Origin of the sequence: Flavobacterium sp. CF108, assembly GCF_900129795.1 — a bacterium.
In the GTDB taxonomy this organism is placed as follows: domain Bacteria; phylum Bacteroidota; class Bacteroidia; order Flavobacteriales; family Flavobacteriaceae; genus Flavobacterium.
On the sequence record NZ_FQWW01000009.1, the window covers coordinates 99,893 to 119,213 of the forward strand.

16 protein-coding genes are annotated in these 19,321 nt (G+C 34.0%); 10 read left to right on the forward strand and 6 right to left on the reverse strand.

The window, feature by feature from the left end:
• Positions 1 to 29 precede the first annotated feature (29 nt).
• From gldL to topA, 4 genes are all read right to left on the reverse strand, one after another.
• Positions 30 to 674: a type IX secretion system motor protein PorL/GldL gene (gene gldL / locus BUE10_RS21255; RefSeq protein WP_056204976.1), complete on the reverse strand. Its 645-nt coding sequence runs from the start codon at positions 672 to 674 to the stop codon at positions 30 to 32.
• Between the two features lie 72 nt (positions 675 to 746).
• Positions 747 to 2,150 carry a T9SS ring complex lipoprotein PorK/GldK gene (gldK, locus tag BUE10_RS21260; protein WP_053470628.1) on the reverse strand — a complete coding sequence of 468 codons (1,404 nt, stop codon included), beginning with the start codon at positions 2,148 to 2,150 and terminating at the stop codon, positions 747 to 749.
• A gap of 263 nt (positions 2,151 to 2,413) precedes the next feature.
• Complete coding sequence (locus BUE10_RS21265; protein ID WP_073488808.1) at positions 2,414 to 3,565, reverse strand: formimidoylglutamase; 1,152 nt, start codon at positions 3,563 to 3,565, stop codon at positions 2,414 to 2,416.
• Positions 3,566 to 3,568: 3 nt separating this feature from the next.
• Positions 3,569 to 6,085, reverse strand: coding sequence for a type I DNA topoisomerase (topA, locus tag BUE10_RS21270; RefSeq protein ID WP_073488810.1), 2,517 nt, complete (start codon positions 6,083 to 6,085; stop codon positions 3,569 to 3,571).
• Between the two features lie 490 nt (positions 6,086 to 6,575).
• Between topA and miaB the strand changes: the two genes are divergently transcribed.
• The 10 genes from miaB to BUE10_RS21315 all read left to right on the forward strand — a co-directional run bounded on the left by miaB (position 6,576) and on the right by BUE10_RS21315 (position 16,733).
• Positions 6,576 to 8,021, forward strand: coding sequence for a tRNA (N6-isopentenyl adenosine(37)-C2)-methylthiotransferase MiaB (gene miaB, locus BUE10_RS21275; protein ID WP_073488812.1), 1,446 nt, complete (start codon positions 6,576 to 6,578; stop codon positions 8,019 to 8,021).
• A gap of 81 nt (positions 8,022 to 8,102) precedes the next feature.
• Positions 8,103 to 8,474, forward strand: coding sequence for a GxxExxY protein (locus BUE10_RS21280; protein ID WP_073488814.1), 372 nt, complete (start codon positions 8,103 to 8,105; stop codon positions 8,472 to 8,474).
• Between the two features lie 119 nt (positions 8,475 to 8,593).
• Positions 8,594 to 9,853 (forward strand): sigma-54 interaction domain-containing protein, encoded by a 1,260-nt coding sequence (locus tag BUE10_RS21285; RefSeq protein ID WP_073488816.1) that lies wholly within the window; start codon positions 8,594 to 8,596, stop codon positions 9,851 to 9,853.
• A gap of 98 nt (positions 9,854 to 9,951) precedes the next feature.
• The gene (locus tag BUE10_RS21290; RefSeq protein ID WP_073488818.1) at positions 9,952 to 10,458 is read left to right on the forward strand and encodes an LptE family protein; all 507 of its coding nucleotides are present in this window, start codon (positions 9,952 to 9,954) and stop codon (positions 10,456 to 10,458) included.
• Between the two features lie 105 nt (positions 10,459 to 10,563).
• Positions 10,564 to 12,273, forward strand: a complete 1,710-nt coding sequence (locus BUE10_RS24155; RefSeq protein ID WP_073488819.1) for a tetratricopeptide repeat protein — start codon at positions 10,564 to 10,566, stop codon at positions 12,271 to 12,273.
• Positions 12,274 to 12,277: 4 nt separating this feature from the next.
• On the forward strand, positions 12,278 to 12,616 hold the full coding sequence (gene secG, locus BUE10_RS21300) for a preprotein translocase subunit SecG (RefSeq protein ID WP_073488821.1): 339 nt from the start codon (positions 12,278 to 12,280) through the stop codon (positions 12,614 to 12,616).
• 140 nt (positions 12,617 to 12,756) lie between these two features.
• Positions 12,757 to 13,032 (forward strand): co-chaperone GroES, encoded by a 276-nt coding sequence (gene groES, locus BUE10_RS21305; RefSeq protein ID WP_012023920.1) that lies wholly within the window; start codon positions 12,757 to 12,759, stop codon positions 13,030 to 13,032.
• Positions 13,033 to 13,117: 85 nt separating this feature from the next.
• A complete protein-coding gene (locus tag BUE10_RS24160) occupies positions 13,118 to 13,474 on the forward strand; it encodes a four helix bundle protein (RefSeq protein ID WP_200801727.1) in 357 nt (118 codons plus the stop codon).
• Positions 13,475 to 13,603: 129 nt separating this feature from the next.
• Positions 13,604 to 15,232, forward strand: a complete 1,629-nt coding sequence (groL, locus tag BUE10_RS21310) for a chaperonin GroEL (RefSeq protein ID WP_073488823.1) — start codon at positions 13,604 to 13,606, stop codon at positions 15,230 to 15,232.
• A 298-nt stretch (positions 15,233 to 15,530) separates the two neighbouring features.
• Positions 15,531 to 16,733, forward strand: coding sequence for an alkaline phosphatase family protein (locus BUE10_RS21315; RefSeq protein WP_073488825.1), 1,203 nt, complete (start codon positions 15,531 to 15,533; stop codon positions 16,731 to 16,733).
• A gap of 365 nt (positions 16,734 to 17,098) precedes the next feature.
• On the opposite strand, the gene BUE10_RS21320 is transcribed toward BUE10_RS21315, so the two are convergent.
• Complete coding sequence (locus BUE10_RS21320; RefSeq protein ID WP_073488827.1) at positions 17,099 to 17,938, reverse strand: oxidoreductase; 840 nt, start codon at positions 17,936 to 17,938, stop codon at positions 17,099 to 17,101.
• A gap of 91 nt (positions 17,939 to 18,029) precedes the next feature.
• Positions 18,030 to 18,938: a helix-turn-helix domain-containing protein gene (locus BUE10_RS21325; protein WP_073488828.1), complete on the reverse strand. Its 909-nt coding sequence runs from the start codon at positions 18,936 to 18,938 to the stop codon at positions 18,030 to 18,032.
• Positions 18,939 to 19,321 lie beyond the last annotated feature (383 nt).

The window sequence follows — 19,321 nt, forward strand, 5'->3', positions numbered from 1 at the left end:
ATAATTTTAATATAATAGTTAAAAACTAATTATCCTTTGTTACTCATTGCAGAAAGCATACCACCATAAACACTATTTAAAGAAGCAATGTTTGCAGTCATAGACGCCATTTGCTCTTTTAATTTAGATGCGTTATCAGCGATTTCTTTATTAGCTTCAGCATTTCTTGCTGCACTTTCTAATTGTACTTTGTATAAACTGTTTAATGATTCCATTTGAGCAGCAGCAACAGATAATTCTTCAGAATATTTCTTTTGTCCTGCAATAGAGTCAACTGTTGGAGAGATTGCTTTAGCAGCCCCTTCGAAGTTTTTGATGCTGTTTCCTAAGCTTGCCATTAACTCACCGTCAACTTTAGCTTCTTTTAACATTGCATCTAATTTTTGAGATAATAATCCTTGGGCATCAGTAGTTTCTGGTTTATCCGCTTTTTTTCTAGCTTGTCCGTTAGCTAATTCTGGGTAAACAAGAGTCCAATCTAACTCGTCTTCAACTGGTTCAAAAGCAGATAACGCGAAGATTAACGCCTCAGTTAATAAACCAACTGAAAGCATAACTGTTCCTGTTAATGGTCCAATTTCAAAGTGAGTAATTTTGAATAATGCTCCAACGATTACTACTGCCGCTCCCATACCATAAGCGAAATTCATTGCTTTTTTACTTAATAATGCCATAATAATTTTTTTTTAGGTTTTAATTTTAAAATAGATTCGATTTGGTTATTGTATTGATTGAATTATAAATTACTATTTCTTTTTACCAGTTCCGTTTCCAGTTACTTGAGTTCCCATGTAATCTTGTACAGTTCTGAAACCGATATAACTTCTTGCAGAATCAGCATATTCGTGATCACGAGTACTTACTTGTAGGAAGTAAGCAACGTCTTTCCAAGATCCTCCACGAACCACTTTTCTTTGGTTCTTTCCGTCAATTACGTTAGGGTTCATTGTAGAAACATACTCGTATGCGTTTGGATTGTAAGCTGAATCTGTCCACTCTGAAACGTTTCCTGCCATGTTATATAATCCGTATCCGTTTTGTTCGTAAGATTTCGCTTCAACAGTATATAAAGCTTCATCGGCAGCATAATCTCCTCTGTTAGGCTTAAAGTTTGCCATGAAACATCCTCTGTCACTCTTAGTGTAAGGACCTCCCCAAGGATAAGTACCAGACTCCAGACCACCTCTTGCAGCATACTCCCATTCTGCTTCTGTTGGAAGTCTGAATGCGTTAACTAGGTCACGTCCTTTTTTCTTAGATTTAATGTAGCTGTTTTTGTTTAAAGTTCTCCAAGCACAGAATGCTTTAGCTTGTTTCCAAGTTACACCCACTACTGGATAATCTCCATAAGCTTTATGCCAGAAATAATCATTGTGCATTGGCTCATTATATGAATATGCGAAATCTTTAATCCAAACCGTAGTATCAGGGTATACACTAACTTGTTCAGTTTTAACGAAGTCTTTTCTTTTTCCAACTTTAGCTTTTGCAGCAGCCTGAATGTCCATCCAAGAATAACGGAATTTCAATTTATTTACATCAATTGTTCTTAAACCATTGTATGATTCTTCAATTGGTAAATACATAGAATCCATTACTTCAGCATAATACTCATCTGGATAAGCTTTAGTATCTCTAATTAACTTAACTTTTTTGTTTAATTTTCTACCAGCATACGGATCATCTTTTGTTCCTACACTATAGTAGTTATCATACATATATTTATCGTAAGCTGTCATTTTATCCGGCTCAGAATCATTAAATGCATAATCAGCGATACTTCCTCCTTTAGCACCTTTACCACCAGTACTTTTTTGACCAGTTTCATCAGCCAAAATAGCAAGACGTACTCTCATTGTAGAATCTTTTACCCATTCTACGAATTGACGGTACTCACTGTTAGTAATCTCAGTTTCGTCCATATAAAATGATCTAACCGTTACTGTTTTAGTTGGAGCATCTTCTACGTTAGCTAAATCAGCATCTGATTTACCCATGATAAAAGATCCACCAGGAACTAATGTCATTCCATAAGGCTTCTCGGGATGCCATTTCCCTCCTGTAACACCAACTAATTCACCTTTGTCACCTGACTTACCACAGCCGATTACTAGTGTTAACATTGCTGCAAATGCAATAAACTTCTTCATATAAATTTGGGATTATCTATTCATTATTAAAAGTCCGTAAACGTATTTATTATTTATCTAAAAAACAATACTACTTGCGAAATTTATTTTACCGTTCAAAAATAATGTTAAATAAAATAAAAAAAAAATATTTCATCGACAAACTGATTAAAAAAATCGACGTAAAACGTTAAATTTTATAATATATAAACCTTATCTTACTAAATTTTTTAACTATATTTTGAAAAACTTGAAAAAATTAAGATTTTCATTAAAATTTTCTTCTACAAAGCATTTTTTCGCTGTGCTTTCCACCATCTTTCTGGCAATTCCTGATTACAAGCGCTCAAATATTCTTCATAAGAACACGGTAATAACGTATTTCTTTTTAGTTTATTGCTGCCGTTTGTTTCAAATGGAATCTCGATCCACCAACGCTCTGTTTTATCACTTTTATAAAATACCAGCTCCTCTTCTTCTAAAGGAACAATATATTTTAAATAATTTGTTCTGCTTCCAAATGGGTATTCTTTTGAACGATAATGATATCCTTCTATAAAATACCAAACAATCTGAGCAATAATAGGCGCTTCTGCAGCTGTGCTATTATGATTAAATACTCCAAAAGAAGATACTTTATCACTAATTCCCGCATATCGTGCCAAAGAACAAATTTCTTTTCCGTTGAAACCATTTGGTTCAAATGAAATTGTATTTCCTGAAGCTGAAGACTTTACCGAATTCAAATCGATACTAACTAAATCAGCATCTCTAAAAACAGGTTCTGCCAGTGCTATTTTGTTTGAGATTTCACCTAAACGGTAAGCATCAAAAAACAATTTTTCAATTAAATCAATTTCTTCCTGCGAATTATAGTACGTTTGGTATCCTATATTACAGTAATTGAAAAGATTATTAGGCTCATCAATTATGATTTTTGTTAAATATGAATTAGCCGAAACGGTTTCATCTTCTTTGCCAAAATCAAATCTGTTATCTACAGCAACCATATTTACCATTTGCTCTAAATCATCATATGCGCGATATAAAGCGTATGTTAAATCCTGCGAACCTCCTAGAACTATAGGAATGACTTTATTTTTAATTAATGCAGAAGTTACCTTTTTAACTGCAAAATAAGTATCCTCTACAGAATCTCCAGCAAGGATATCTCCTAAATCAGCAATTGAAGCATCCCAATTTCCAGGGAACATCCCATAAAGCTTTTTACGAACTGTAGTAAGATTAACTTCATTAACCATGTTAATATTGCGTCGGTCTTCTAAAACTCCAACAATTGCAATGTTAATTTTACTAATATCCGGAAATTGATCCTGAGTATGCAAAACAATTTTACTTCCCAGTTCTTGTGAAGACAATGAACTAATGAATTTTAAAATTCCATCATTTAAAGGCTCTAGAAAATCAAATTCCATTCTTTATTTCTTTTTTGCTGCTGTTTTTTTTGCTGGTGCTTTTTTTGCTGCTGTTGTTTTCTTGGCAGCGGTTTTTTTAGCCGGTGCTTTTTTCTCGATCATTTCCTGAACTTCGGCCAATGTTAACTTTGTTGCATCAACATCTTTGCTTAGCTCAATTTTGATTTTACCTTTTGTAATAACCGAGCGTCCCCAGCGCGCTTTTTCAACCAAAATTCCTTCGTCTTCCCAATTGTGAAGAACTTTATCTATGTTTTTTTGTAATTTATCTTCAATTAATTCCTCAACATCAGCCTGAGATAAATTATCAAAATTGTATTTTTTACTAACATTTACAAAAAGACCATTCCATTTAATGAAAGGACCAAAACGTCCCACACCTTTTTGAACAGCTTCTCCTTTATAAACCGCAATTGGAGCATCTGCAAGAGCTTTTTCATCAATTAATTCCTGAGCTCTTTCTTTGGTAACACTCAAAGGATCTTCTCCTCTAGGTAATGAAATAAACACACTTCCATGACGAACATAAGGACCGTAACGACCGTTGCTAACTTCTACTTCTTCTCCTTTATAATCTCCTAAAGTTTTAGGAAGCAAGAATAAATTCAAAGCTTCTTCAAGCGTAATATTTCCAATATTTTGATCCGCCATTAAGCTGGCAAACTTTTTATCTTCATCGTCTGCTTCTCCAATTTGAGCCATTGGTCCAAATTTTCCTAAACGAACAGAAACCTGTCTTCCGTCAGCATCTTTACCCAAAATTCTTTCACCACTTTCACGTTCAGCATTTGCCTCAACTTCTTTTACATTTGGGTGAAATTTATTGTAAAAATCCTGCATCATGATTGCCCAGTCAATATTTCCTTCGGCAATTTCATCAAAATCCTGTTCTACTTTTGCAGTAAAATTATAATCTAAAATATTTCCGAAATTCTTAACTAAGAAATCTGTTACGATAGTTCCAATATCTGTTGGAACTAATTTTCCTTTATCAGAACCTGTATTTTCTTTTAAAACCTTCTCTCCTACTTTACTGTTTTGCAAAGTAAGCTGTGTATATTTACGTTCCTGACCTTCAAGTGTACCTTTTTCAACATAATTTCTGTTGATAATTGTAGAGATTGTTGGTGCATAAGTAGACGGACGTCCAATTCCAAGTTCCTCTAGTTTTTTAACCAAAGATGCCTCAGTATATCTTGAAGGCGGTCTTGAATATCGTTCTGTAGCTGTAATATAATTGTTAGCTAGTTTTTCATTTACTTTTAATGCAGGAAGCATTCCTTCTTGTTCTTCTTCGTCATCATCGTGACCTTCTAAGTAAACTTTTAAGAAACCTTCAAAAAGTAAAACTTCTCCCGAAGCTGCAAAAATTTCGCTGTGATTATCAGCTTCAATTTTCACGTTTGTTCTTTCTAATTGTGCATCGCTCATTTGCGAAGCCAATGTTCTTTTCCAGATCAAATCATACAAACGAGCCTGATCACGATCAATATTTACAGTATGACGAGACATATCAGTCGGACGAATTGCTTCGTGCGCTTCTTGTGCTCCTTTACTTTTTGTTGCAAAAGTTCTCGGTTTTGAAAACTCTTTTCCGTATGATTTTATGATTTCAGCTTCAGCCGCACCCATTGCATCTTTTGAAAGATTCACCGAGTCAGTTCTCATATAAGTAATAAGTCCCGCTTCGTACAAACGCTGTGCTAACTGCATTGTGATTCCAACTGGCAAATACAATTTTCTTGCTGCTTCCTGTTGAAGCGTAGAAGTTGTAAAAGGTGCTGTTGGTGATTTTTTGGTAGGTTTAGTTTCTAAATCAGCTACCGTATATTTTGAACCGATGTTTTGATTTAAGAAATCTTCGGCTTCTTTTTTAGTATTAAAATTTTTTGGAAGTTTTGCTTTAAAAGCTTTTCCTGCTTCGTTTACAAATTCGGCAACAATTGAATAGGTTGCAACAGCATTGAAACTTTGAATTTCGCGTTCTCTCTCCACAATCAAACGTACAGAAACAGACTGTACACGACCTGCAGAAAGTCCGCCTTTGATTTTTCTCCACAAAACCGGAGACAATTCGTAACCTACTAAACGATCCAGAACACGACGTGCCTGTTGTGCGTTTACTAAATTATAATCAATTTCTCTTGGGTTTTCGATTGCTTTAAGAATCGCAGATTTGGTGATTTCATGAAAAACAATTCGCTTTGTTTTTTTTGTATCCAGTTTCAGTTCTTCCGCCAAGTGCCATGAAATAGCTTCTCCTTCGCGGTCCTCATCACTTGCTAACCAAACCATTTCGGCATTTTTAGATAGTGTCTTAAGTTTACTTACCAAGGCTTTTTTATCCGGAGAAACTTCATATTTAGGTTTAAAACCATTCTCTACATCTACCCCTATTTCCTTTGATGGTAAGTCGGCTATGTGACCATAACTTGACTCCACCTGAAAATCGCTCCCAAGAAATTTCTCGATCGTTTTCGCCTTTGCAGGTGATTCCACTATTACTAAATTCTTTGCCATTGCTCTTATTTTCTGCAACAAAAGTATTTATTTTTTTTAAATATTAACCTCGCGATTGAATTTTTGAGGTATTTTGATATTATGAAACTTAAAATTGCAGATTTATCTGTAATATTCTGTAATATATATATAGGTATAACTTTTATAGGATTATGACCGTCAAATTCTTTTATTTTAGATTGCTGGTTTTAGATTTTAGCTTTCTCATGAATCTTAATTCATTTCTATTAATATAAAATCTAAGTGCTAAAACTAAAAATTTAACCGCAAAGTTCACAAAGGTTTACGCAAAGTTCGCAAAGATTTAATGTAAGCTGAAGATTCAGTGCTATTTAAATATTTTAGATTTTAGAATGTAGATTTTAGATTCCCAAAAATTTCATAAAAGCACAAATAATCTACAATCTACAATCTAAAATCTAAAATTTCTCCTCTGCCATCTTGTCATATTGACTGTATTTACCCTATCTTTGCACTTTGAATTTTTACAATGGAAAAGATTATTGAAGAAAGCAAACAGGGCGAAAGTCTTGTTTTGGAGAATAAACCTGAGAATACTAAAAAACTATTTATAGAAAGTTACGGCTGTGCGATGAATTTTTCGGACAGTGAAGTCGTGGCTTCCATTTTGTCTGACGGTGGCTACAACACTACTTCGGTTCTAGAAGAAGCCGATTTGGTTTTGGTGAACACTTGTTCTATTCGTGACAAAGCCGAACAGACTATTCGTAAACGTTTAGAGAAATACAACGCCGTTAAACGAACAAATCCAAAAATGAAAGTAGGCGTTTTAGGCTGTATGGCGGAGCGTTTGAAAAGTCAGTTTTTGGAAGAAGAGAAAATAGTTGATCTTGTTGTTGGTCCTGATGCTTACAAAGATCTTCCGAATTTATTAGCAGAAGTTGAAGAAGGCCGCGACGCTATCAATGTAATTTTATCCAAAGAAGAAACTTACGGAGATATTTCGCCCGTTCGTTTAATGAGTAACGGAATTACTGCTTTGGTTTCTATTACTCGTGGCTGCGATAATATGTGTACGTTTTGCGTTGTGCCTTTTACACGTGGACGTGAGCGTAGTCGTGAACCTCAAAGTATTATGACCGAAATTCAGGATTTATGGAATAAAGGTTTTAAAGAAATTACACTTTTAGGTCAAAATGTGGACAGTTACCTTTGGTACGGCGGCGGTTTGAAAAAGGATTTCGTAAACGCTTCAGATATGCAAAAAGCGACTGCAGTTGATTTTGATCAATTACTTGAAATGGTTGCTGTTGGATTCCCTAAAATGCGTATCAGATTTTCGACTTCAAATCCGCAGGATATGCACGAAAGCATTCTGCATGTTATTGCAAAATATCCAAATATTTGTAAACACATTCACTTGCCGGTTCAATCTGGAAGTAACCGAATTTTAAAAGAAATGAATCGTCTTCACTCTCGTGAAGAATATATGGCTTTGATTGATAAAATCAGGGCGATTGTTCCAGATGCTTCGATTTCGCAGGATATGATTGCCGGTTTCCCAACTGAAACGGAGCAAGATCACCGAGATACGATGAGTTTAATGGAATATGTAAAATATAATTTTGGCTATATGTATTCGTATTCTGAACGCCCAGGAACTTTGGCAGGAAGAAAAATGAAAGATGATGTCGAGGAAGAAACGAAAGCCAGAAGACTTCAGGAAATTGTCGATTTACAGCAAAAACATGCTTGGTTTAGAAGTGAGGAATTTGTTGGAAAAACAGTTGAAGTTTTAGTAGAAAAAGTTTCTAAAAAATCAAAAGACGAATTTTCAGGAAGAAATTCTCAAAGTATTACAGTTGTGTTTCCTAAAGAGAATTATAAAATTGGAGATTTCGTAAACGTAAAGATCACAAGCTGTACTTCCGGAACTTTAAAAGGTGAAGCGGTTGGATTAAGCAGCATGAATTAATTTTTTTTTGCCACAGATTAAAAGGATTAAAATGATTTTTGTATTATTTTTCTTTCTTTAATTTGTAGCAAATAAATATTCATGCAACATTATAGAGAGAAAGACACTTATAAGATTATTGGAATTTGTATGGAAGTACACCGAAATCTTGGACCTGGTCTATTAGAAGTAGTTTACAAAGATGCTTTAGAATTAGAATTTAAAGAAAATAACATTCCTTTTGAAAGAGAAAAGGAATACTCAATTGAATACAAGGGTAAAATTTTGCCTCATAAATTTTATGCTGATTTCATTATTAATGAAGATATAGTATTAGAGGTAAAAGCAATAAAAGAATTTTCAAATGAACATATTGCTCAGATCTTGAATTACATAAAATTATCAGATTCAGAAGTAGGATTGCTTGTAAATTTTCAAACAAAATCTCTTCAATATAAAAGATATATTTTATAATTTAGAATAATCTGTGTTAATCACTTTAATCTGTGGCAAAATAAAATATAAGCCTAAGTTTTAAGGTTAAACGCTAAATGTGAAACCTGAAACAAACAAAAACTTGAAACAAAATATACATGGAAACAGTTCAAGCAATAAAACAACGATTTGAGATTATTGGTAATGATCCAAAATTAAATCGTGCCATAGAAAAAGCCATTCAGGTTGCTCCAACTGATATTTCGGTTATGGTAACTGGAGAAAGTGGTGTTGGTAAAGAAAATATTCCCAGAATTATACATTCGCTTTCACACAGAAAGCATGGTAAATATATTGCCGTAAACTGCGGAGCGATTCCGGAGGGAACTATTGACAGTGAACTTTTTGGACACGAAAAAGGAGCTTTTACAGGTGCTACAAGTACACGTGAAGGTTATTTTGAAGTAGCCGACGGCGGAACTATTTTTCTTGATGAAGTTGGTGAATTGCCATTAACAACTCAGGTGAGATTACTGCGTGTTCTTGAAAACGGTGAATTTATAAAAGTAGGTTCGTCACAGGTTCAAAAAACCAATGTTCGTATTGTAGCAGCAACAAACGTAAACTTGTTTAATGCAATCGAAAAAGGAAAATTTCGTGAGGATTTATACTATCGTTTAACTACGGTCGAAATTACATTACCTCCTTTGCGTGAGCGAAATGACGATATTCATTTATTGTTCAGAAAATTTGTAGCCGATTTTGCCCATAAATACAAAATGCCTCCGTTAAAATTAGATGATGATGCGGTAAACGTACTTCAAAAATTTAGATGGAACGGAAACATTCGTCAGCTTCGAAATGTAGCTGAACAGATTTCGGTTTTAGAAACCAATCGCGATATTTCGGCTTCGACTTTATCCTCTTATCTTCCGTCAGAAGGAAGCAATTTACCATCTGTAATAAACGACACTAAGAAAGACAGCGATTTTAGTACTGAAAGAGACATTCTGTACAAAGTGCTTTTTGATATGAGAAGCGACTTAAACGATCTGAAAAAGCTGACTTTGGAATTGATGAAAAATGGCACTTCAAAAATGCAGGATATTAATCCGAATTTGATTCAGAAGATATACGGATCGCAGGAAAATGACAGCGAAATTGATTTTGAAGAAGAACCAAGAACAGCGGTTATGACGCCAAACACCCGCGAAGAAAACTATCAGCAGATTCCCGATGATAATTATTTATTTGCCGAAACTATTGAGGAAGAAGAAATTCTGCGTTTAGAACAAAAAGAAATCGAAATGATCAAAAAATCATTAGAAAAAAACAAAGGAAAACGAAAAGCGGCTGCAGATGAATTAGGAATTTCTGAAAGAACTTTGTACAGAAAAATTAAACAATTCGACTTGTAATTTCCTGTAAAGAAGTTAAAACTCAAAAATGTTTTAAACGAATTGAATATCTTTGACCCAAACGTTAGCAAACTGGCGGAGTAATCTTATAAAATAAAATGAAACACTTAAAATATCTTCTAATTCTTTTAATTGCGACAACTTTTAGCGGTTGTGGATTTTACAATTTTACTGGTTCAACAGGGCAAATTGATGCTAAAACTTTTCAGGTTAACTTTTTCCATAATAATGCTGATTTGATTGAACCTGGAATTGATAGAGATTTTACACTGGCATTACAGGATTTAATCATGAATCAAACCAATTTAAACCTGGTTAGTAATGGCGGGGATTTAATATATGAAGGAGAAATCGTAGATTACAGAATTACTCCAATGACCGCAACAGCGGATCAGCAAGCGGCACAAAACCGTTTAACCATACGTATTAATGTAAGGTTTACCAATAAAAAGAAAGAAACTGACGATTTTGAGAAACCTTTCGAATTTTATTATGATTTCGAAGGAAGAGATCTTCCAACAGGATCTACTTTAAATACAGCCATTAAAACGATTTACGAAAGAATCACGCAGGATATCTTTAATGAATCATTGGCAAAATGGTAAAAATGTTTATTTGTTGAATCGGTTAATTGGTTAATCGATTTTAAAGCAATTAAACAGTTAAACAAATAAACGGTTAAACAAACAAAAACGATTAAACAATAAAAAATGAACGTTACTGATTATACATACTTAATGAACAAACCTGATGCTATTACAGAAAATCAGGCTGAAGCATTAGGAAGTGTTTTGAATGAATTTCCATATTTTCAAAGTGCCAGAGCACTTCGATTAAAAGGACTTTACAATCAAAACAGTTTTAAGTATAATTATGCATTAAAAGTAACGGCGGCACATACGGCAGATCGTTCGGTTTTGTTTGATTTTATAACTTCTGAAACTTTTACTTCTATTCAGAATGATTTTTACGATCAAAAACTAAGAGAACTTTTAGAAATAAAAGTATTTGACAGCGAAGTCGTTACTTTTGAACCGGTTGTAAAAATTCCGGGGGTTCGAATTGACCCAATTGAAGAATCTATTTTAAAATCGATTAAAGAGGCTACAACTGTTGTTTTTGAAGAACCTTCTAAAATTGTAGAAAAAACAGCTGAAGTGATTATTGAAGAATCACCTTCAGACCAAATAGAAGAAATTGAATCCAATACTTTTGAAGAACCTGTAAAAGTTCAGGAACAAACAATTGAACATCATATTGCAGAGCCATCAATTGTAATTCCAACAGAAGAAGAAATACTTAGCACTTTTAAAGAAGTAACAGCTGTTGAAGAAACAACTGAAAATTTAGCTGCAGAGAAGCCAATTGCTATTATTAATGAAGAAGAAATATTCAACTCTTTTAAAGAAGTAACTGAAGTTGAAGAAAAAACAATTGAACCAGAACTTATAGAAGAACCAATCGCTGCCTTTGAAGAAGAAAAATTAGAGAGTTCTTTTAATGAAGTAGAAATTGAAAACATAACTGTTGAAGCAATTGTTAATGAATCTGTTCTTACTCCAAGTGAAGAAGAAATATTAGATACTTTTAAAGAAGTAACCGAAACTGAGGAAGAAACAATTGAAGCGGAAACAGAAGAAACTATCGTAACTCCAAGCGAAGAAGAAATACTAAATACATTTAAAGAAGTACCAGAAATTGAAGAAAAAACAGCTGATGTTATTATCGAAAAACCTGTTACAAAAATAACTTTCTTTGATGAAGTAGTAGAAGACGATGAAATTGAGGAAGTACATGTTGATCCAATCAAGGAATCTATAATAGTTTCTATTAAAGAAGCATCGACCGTAACTTTTGAAGAACCAATAATTGCTGAAGAACCAAAAGCTGAAGCAGAACTGTTAGAATTTGAAATTCCTAAAATTGAAGTTTCTGAATCTGTAAAAGAAGCAGAGGAAAATTTAGAAATAGGCAAGCCAATAGATTTTGTACGTGAGAAACATTCTTTTCAGGAATGGCTGCAATTAGCTAAAGCAGAACCTATTGACAGAAGTTCAGATGCTCCAAAAGATGCAGAAACCGATGAAAAAAAAACAACTGAAACGACTGAAATAGTTTCTGTTGAGGAAGAAAAGAAAAAAAAGGCAGAAATAATTGACCGTTTTATTGAAACAAACCCAAAAATTTCTCCAATAAAACCAACAATGGCTACTCCTCCTATTTCTTTTAATATTAATGAAGAGGAGAATTCATACCTAATGACAGAGACTTTGGCCCGTGTTTATTTAGAACAAAAAAAATATACAAAGGCCATACAAGCATATGAAATATTAATTTTGAAATATCCAGAAAAAATTAGTTTCTTTGCAGACCGCATTTCGGATATAAAGATTTTACAACAAAATAACAATAACATTTAATACAATGAGCACATTTTCAATTTTCTTAGTTTTAATCACAATAGTTTGCTTTCTATTGATCGTAGTAATTATGGTACAAAACCCTAAAGGTGGAGGATTATCGTCAACTATCAGCGGAACTCAAATGTTAGGCGGTGTACAAAAAACAACTGACTTTTTAGATAAAAGTACTTGGACACTAGCTACTATTTTGATTGCTTTAATCTTACTTTCAAGCTTAAGCTTCACTGGAGCTTTAGGTGATACAGGATCTAAAATTATTGATAAAACAGAAGCGCCTGCATCTACACCTGCTGCGCCAGCTCAACAAACTCCTGCTCCGGCAGCACCTGCAGCAAAATAATAATTTTGATATAAATTAAAATGCCAGCCTGTCAAAGCTGGCATTTTTTTTAGGAAATAATGTCAGTTTACAGAGCATGGCATAATTTCTGAAAGTTTATTGAACATTAAAAAACGTATAACTTAATATAATATAAAATCATGGCTTTAAACATTAAACCGCTTTCAGACCGCGTACTTATTGAACCTGTTGCAGCTGAGACTAAAACTGCTTCAGGTATTTTTATTCCAGATACTGCCAAAGAAAAACCACAAAAAGGTACTGTAGTAGCAGTTGGAAACGGATCTAAAGATCATACTATGACTGTAAAAGTTGGTGATACAGTTTTGTACGGTAAATATGCCGGAACAGAATTGAAATTAGAAGGAACTGATTATTTGATCATGCGTGAGGATGATATTCTTGCAATAATTTAAAAATTGCTGTAAGCTATAAGCTGTAGGCTTTAAGCTCCAACAAAAAGCTTAAAGCATATTGCCTAAAGCTTAAAGCTAACAAAAAATGAGAGATTTTAAAAAATATGATATTTGGCAGCTAAGCCATTCTTTTACCTTAGAAATTTATAAAATAACTTCTATTTTTCCAAAAGAAGAACTTTATGGATTAACAAGTCAGATAAGAAGAGCTTCTTCATCAATTCCAACTAACATTAGCGAAGGATGCGGAAGAAACAGCGACAAAGAATTCAATCAATTTCTCAACATAGCTTTGGGTTCTGCAAATGAGACAGAATATCTTTTGATTTTAGCTAAAGACCTACAGTATTTCGACAATGAGATTGCTGAAAGCCAAATAGAAAAAATCAACAGCATAAAAAGCAAAATTTACAAACTAAAACAAGTATTAAGTCAGCAATAGGCTGTAAGCCGTAAGCAATAAGCTTATAAACAAAGCGTAAAGCCTACTGCCTAAAGCTTAAAGCAGTAAAAAAAAAATTAACTCAGCAGTAGAAAGCTTAAAGCCTACTGCCTAAAGCAAATAAAAAAAATGGCAAAAGATATAAAATTTGATATTGAAGCACGTGACGGATTAAAACGTGGTGTTGATGCATTAGCAAATGCTGTAAAAGTAACGCTTGGACCAAAAGGTCGTAACGTAATTATTGGAAAATCATTTGGTGGACCAACAGTTACTAAAGATGGTGTTTCGGTTGCAAAAGAAATCGAATTAAAAGACCCATTAGAAAACATGGGCGCGCAAATGGTTAAAGAAGTTGCTTCTAAAACCAATGATTTAGCAGGTGACGGAACTACGACTGCTACAGTTTTAGCTCAGGCTATCGTAAAAGAAGGTTTGAAAAACGTTGCTGCAGGTGCAAATCCAATGGACTTGAAACGTGGTATCGATAAAGCGGTTGAAGCTATTGTTGCTGACTTAGCAAAACAAGCTAAAGTTGTTGGAAGTGATTCTGACAAAATCAAACAAATTGCTTCTATCTCTGCAAACAATGACGAAGTTATTGGTGAGTTGATCGCTACTGCTTTCGCTAAAGTGGGTAAAGAAGGAGTTATTACTGTTGAAGAAGCTAAAGGAACTGATACTTTCGTTGACGTTGTTGAAGGAATGCAGTTTGACAGAGGATACCTTTCTCCTTACTTCGTAACAAACCCAGAGAAAATGGAAGTTGAATTAGACTCTCCATACATCTTATTATACGACAAAAAAGTATCTTCTTTAAAAGAATTACTTCCGGTTTTAGAGCCAGTTGCACAATCAGGAAAACCATTATTGATTATCGCTGAAGATGTTGACGGAGAAGCTTTATCTACTTTAGTAGTAAACAAATTAAGAGGTGCTCTTAAAATTGCTGCTGTAAAAGCTCCAGGTTTTGGAGACAGAAGAAAAGCAATGTTAGAAGATATCGCAATCTTAACTGGTGGAACTGTAATTTCTGAAGAAAGAGGTTATACGCTTGAAAATACAACTATCGAAATGTTAGGAAACGCAAAAAGAGTTTCTATCGATAAAGACAATACAACTATTGTAAGTGGAGCTGGTGAAGCAGATATCATCAAAAACAGAGTTAACCAAATTAAAGGCCAGATGGAAACTACAACATCTGATTATGATAAAGAAAAATTACAGGAGCGTTTAGCTAAATTAGCTGGTGGTGTTGCTGTTCTTTATGTTGGTGCAGCTTCTGAAGTGGAGATGAAAGAGAAAAAAGACAGAGTTGATGACGCTTTACACGCAACTCGTGCTGCTGTTGAAGAAGGAATTGTTGCTGGTGGTGGTGTTGCTTTATTAAGAGCAAAAGCTGTTTTAGCTGAACTTAAAGCAGATAACGCTGACGAAGCAACTGGAATCCAGATTGTTTCTCGTGCAGTTGAATCTCCATTAAGAACTATTGTTGAAAATGCAGGTCTTGAAGGTTCTGTAGTTGTTGCTAAAGTTTCTGAAGGTTCAGGTGATTTTGGGTACAATGCTAAAACTGACGAATATGTAGATATGCTTGCAGCTGGAATTATTGATCCTAAAAAAGTAACTCGTGTAGCTCTTGAAAATGCTGCATCTGTTGCCGGAATGATCTTAACTACAGAATGTGCATTAATTGATATTAAAGAAGAAAGCGCTGGCGGAATGCCAATGGGCGGCGGTATGCCAGGAATGATGTAATCATCCTTTTCTTAAAATTAAAACGCCAGATATTAATCTGGCGTTTTTTTGTTTTTGTTTGCCACGAATTACGCAAATTTTCACGAATTATTTTTTTTTAGCCACAGATTAAAAGGATTAAAAAAATTATAATCTGTGAGAATCCTTTTAATCTGTGGCAAACTTTTTTCACACAAAGCATTCGTGAAAATTCGTGTAATTCGTGGCAAACCTTCTTTTATTTTATGATTGTTTAACATTCTCTTTTTGCTGTTAAAGACTCTTATAGGTAAATTTGTGAATTCAATAAAATTCAATAATGAAAAAGCATTTTACCTCACTCCTATCTTTAATTTTCCTTTCACTTTCTTTTGTTTTACAAGCCCAATCTAGTAAAGACTCTTATGTAGTTTTAGTCTCTATGGATGGATTTCGCTGGGATTATCAAAAGCAATTTAATCTTCAAAATTTAAAGCAGATTGCAAAAGAAGGCGTTCATGCAAAATCAATGAAACCTTCTTATCCGAGTAAAACTTTCCCTAATCATTATTCTATTGTGACGGGACTTTATCCAGATCATCACGGAATCATCAATAATGTTTTTTATGACGCATCACTAAATGAAATATTTTCATTGTCATCCAAAGCAAAAAATGATTCACGTTTTTATGGCGGAAATCCTATTTGGAATGTGGCTGAGCAGCAAGGTGTAAAAGCTGCATCATTCTTTTGGCCGGGATCTGATATTGACAAAAGAAATCCAAGCTATTATAAAAATTACGATAATAAAATTCCATATGGAGCGAGAATCGATACCGTTTTAAAATGGCTGCAACTTCCAGAAAAACAGCGTCCGCATTTGGTGACTCTATATTTTGATGAACCGGATCATACCGGACATAATTTTGGTCCGCTTTCTCCTGAAAACAAAAAAATGGTCATTAAAATGGATTCTATTATGGGCCAATTGACTAAAAAATTAGATCAATTAGCCATCGGAAAACAAATCAATTTAATTATTGTTTCAGATCACGGAATGGCTGATATCAGCAATGATAAAAAAGTAGCTGTTCTGGATTATCTAAAACCAGAATGGCTGGGTTATAAAGATGTTATTAATCCAATTATGAGTCTTCAGGCAAATTCAGGCTTTCAAGATTCAATCGCAAAAGCTTTAAAAAAAGTACCACATATCAAGTTTTGGAAATCAACCGAAGTTCCGAAGAGATTACATTACGGAACAAATCCGCGTGTACATGATTTTGTTATTGAAGCAGATAAAGGATGGAGTTTAGTTGGTAAAGAAAGTACGCATATAAATGGCGGTACACATGGTTATGACAACGATGAGAAAGATATGCATGCTATTTTTTATGCGAAAGGACCCGCTTTTAAAGTAGACAAAACAGTAAAAACATTTCAAAATGTTTCCGTTTATCCGCTAATTGCCCATATTTTAGGATTGCAGATTGATCAGGTTGATGGGAAGTTGAGTGATGTAAAATCGATGTTGGTCAATTAGATAATGTGTCAATTTGAAAATTAGATAATTTTTGAATTGATTTATACGTCCCAATTTTCTGTAGAGACGCACAGCAGTGCGTCTAACGCAACGTAACCCCAATATTTGATATACGAGACGTAGACGCACAGCTGTGCGTCTCTACAGAAAATTGGAATCTATTTATTTTTTCAATCATTAAAAAATGAATTGCCTCCAGTTTTAACTGGAGGTTTATTTTATAAAATACATAAAAGGCTTTATTTATCCCTCCAGATAAATCTGGAGACAATTGAAATTAGAAATCATTACAACAATCTAACCTCAGAATTAACTAATTCAAAAATTATCTAATTTTCAAATTGGCACATTCTCTCATTGTCAAATTAGAACCCCGTTGAAACAGAAACTGATTTCCATTGTTCCAATTCACCCTGAACACTTGCTATTTTTTGATTTGCCATATTGTATGCATCCTCTCCTAAAAACAAATGTAACGGCGGGTTTTGATCCTGACTTGCTTTAATTAATGCTTCTGCTAATTTTACAGGATCTCCGGGCTGATTTCCGTTGATATCGTCTTTGTGAGCACTTTCAGATTCTCTTACGTTTTTGTATTCTGCAATTGGATTTTCTGGCAATAATAATGAACTGTCTTTTAAGAAATCTGTTCTAAAATAGCCCGGATAAACGATAGTAGCGTGAACTCCAAAAGGCTTAATTTCTGCAGATAATGATTCTGTTAAACCAGCAACAGCGAACTTTGTAGAGCAGTAAATTCCCCAGCCCGGAAATTCTCCATAATAACCTCCAACAGAAGAAATATTAAAAATGTGTCCTGATCTCGCAGCACGCATATACGGCATTGTATTTCTGATCACATTCAGTAATCCGAAAACATTTACTTCGTAATTTTTTCTTGATTCTGCATCCGTCAATTCTTCTAATGTTCCTAATAAACCATAACCTGCATTGTTTACTAAAACATCAATTGTTTTAAAATGGCTGACCGCTAATTCAATTGCATTTTTTACACTTTTCTCATTAACTAAATCCATTTCCAGTGGAAGAAAATTTTCAGATGAATTTCCTAATACTTTTACTAAAGCTTCTTGACTTCTTGATGTTGCAGCAACTTTGAAACCTTCTGTCAATAATTTTTTAGCTAATTCTAATCCAAGTCCTTTTGAAGCACCTGTGATAAACCAAACTTTGTTATGTCCCATGATTTTAATTTTTTACGTTTTAATTACAGGACAAAGGTATTAGTGAAGTGCTTCTGGAAAATTAAAGTAATCAAGCAAGAAGTTACGAAAATCAAACAATTTCGGCTAAACGATAGTTTTTAGGAGAAACCTGAACATTTTTTTTGAAGAAATTGATAAAATGAGACAATTCTTCGAAGCCTAAACACCATGCAATTTCATTAATATTCCAATTGGTTTGTTTGAGCAGAATCATCGCTTCCTGAACAATTCTTTCTGAAATAATCTGTGATGTTGTTTTTCCGGTGGTTTCTTTTAAAGCTTTATTTAAATGATTAACATGCACATTTAGCTGACTTGCATATTCTGAAGGCGAGCGAAAATTAACTTGCTGCGTAATCGATTCAATCGGAAACTGGCGTTCCAGTAATTCTAAAAACAATGAAGAAATTCGGATTGTCGCGTTTGATTTACTATATAATGAGGTAGTTACCGTTTGGGTTTTGAGTGCAAGATGAATAATTTCGAAAACCAAATTTCGGAGTACATCATATTTAAATGCATAATCAGAATTGATTTCGTCAAACATCCTTAAATAAACCGTTTTTAAAGATTCTGCCAATTCCATAGAAATAGGAACAATTGGATTTCCGCCCGGCTGAAATAATGGATATTCTTTTAAATTACCGTATTGGCTAAAAAAAGCGTCTGTAAAAATGCAGAAAAATCCAGTTTGGTTTTCATCAACCTGCTCCCAGTTATATGGAATCTGCGGATTAGCAAAAAACAAAGCCTGATCTTCAATAACCGAAATCTTATCAGCATAATGCACTTTGTTTTTTCCGATGATCAAACTGATTTTATAAAAGTCTTTTCGAGTATACGGAAATGGTTTACAGATGCTTCCAACAAAATCATCCAATTTAAAAACATTAAAGTGTCCGATTTCTTTTTTAAGATTCTCGGGCATTCCGTTTACTTTTATCGTGTAAAAATCTTCAAGAGTTTCTGTTAGTTTCATTTGGCAAAGTTACGAAAATCAAACAAATTAGATAATTTGGTAATTAGAAAATGATAAACACAATGCATATCTGTAGAGACGCACAGCAGTGCGTCTACGTCAAGTATATCAAATATTGTGGTTACGTTGCGTGAGACGCACTGCTCTGCGTCTCTACAGAAAACTGGAATATTTGAATTGCCATCTTTCATAATTAATTGTATTACCAACCGATTGTCACCCTGAGCGAAGTCGAAGGGCGTTCCAATTGGCACGTGGGCTTCGACTTCGCTCAGCCTGACAATCATTAGAAAATTTAGTAATTAGAAAATGAAATAATTTTTACACAACGCATATCTGTAGAGACGCACTGCTGTGCGTCTACGTCAGGTATATCAAATATT

What these genes read in the sequence shown, in the direction of transcription:
- secG (WP_073488821.1), top strand. Translation starts at nt 12,278, where the DNA reads ATGAGCACATTTTCAATTTTCTTAGTTTTAATCACAATAGTTTGCTTT.
- BUE10_RS24160 (WP_200801727.1), top strand. Translation starts at nt 13,118, where the DNA reads ATGAGAGATTTTAAAAAATATGATATTTGGCAGCTAAGCCATTCTTTT.
- groES (WP_012023920.1), top strand. Translation starts at nt 12,757, where the DNA reads ATGGCTTTAAACATTAAACCGCTTTCAGACCGCGTACTTATTGAACCT.
- BUE10_RS21325 (WP_073488828.1), bottom strand. Translation starts at nt 18,938, where the DNA reads ATGAAACTAACAGAAACTCTTGAAGATTTTTACACGATAAAAGTAAAC.
- BUE10_RS21320 (WP_073488827.1), bottom strand. Translation starts at nt 17,938, where the DNA reads ATGGGACATAACAAAGTTTGGTTTATCACAGGTGCTTCAAAAGGACTT.
- BUE10_RS24155 (WP_073488819.1), top strand. Translation starts at nt 10,564, where the DNA reads ATGAACGTTACTGATTATACATACTTAATGAACAAACCTGATGCTATT.
- BUE10_RS21285 (WP_073488816.1), top strand. Translation starts at nt 8,594, where the DNA reads ATGGAAACAGTTCAAGCAATAAAACAACGATTTGAGATTATTGGTAAT.
- BUE10_RS21315 (WP_073488825.1), top strand. Translation starts at nt 15,531, where the DNA reads ATGAAAAAGCATTTTACCTCACTCCTATCTTTAATTTTCCTTTCACTT.
- gldK (WP_053470628.1), bottom strand. Translation starts at nt 2,150, where the DNA reads ATGAAGAAGTTTATTGCATTTGCAGCAATGTTAACACTAGTAATCGGC.
- groL (WP_073488823.1), top strand. Translation starts at nt 13,604, where the DNA reads ATGGCAAAAGATATAAAATTTGATATTGAAGCACGTGACGGATTAAAA.
- topA (WP_073488810.1), bottom strand. Translation starts at nt 6,085, where the DNA reads ATGGCAAAGAATTTAGTAATAGTGGAATCACCTGCAAAGGCGAAAACG.
- gldL (WP_056204976.1), bottom strand. Translation starts at nt 674, where the DNA reads ATGGCATTATTAAGTAAAAAAGCAATGAATTTCGCTTATGGTATGGGA.
- miaB (WP_073488812.1), top strand. Translation starts at nt 6,576, where the DNA reads ATGGAAAAGATTATTGAAGAAAGCAAACAGGGCGAAAGTCTTGTTTTG.
- BUE10_RS21290 (WP_073488818.1), top strand. Translation starts at nt 9,952, where the DNA reads ATGAAACACTTAAAATATCTTCTAATTCTTTTAATTGCGACAACTTTT.
- BUE10_RS21280 (WP_073488814.1), top strand. Translation starts at nt 8,103, where the DNA reads ATGCAACATTATAGAGAGAAAGACACTTATAAGATTATTGGAATTTGT.
- BUE10_RS21265 (WP_073488808.1), bottom strand. Translation starts at nt 3,565, where the DNA reads ATGGAATTTGATTTTCTAGAGCCTTTAAATGATGGAATTTTAAAATTC.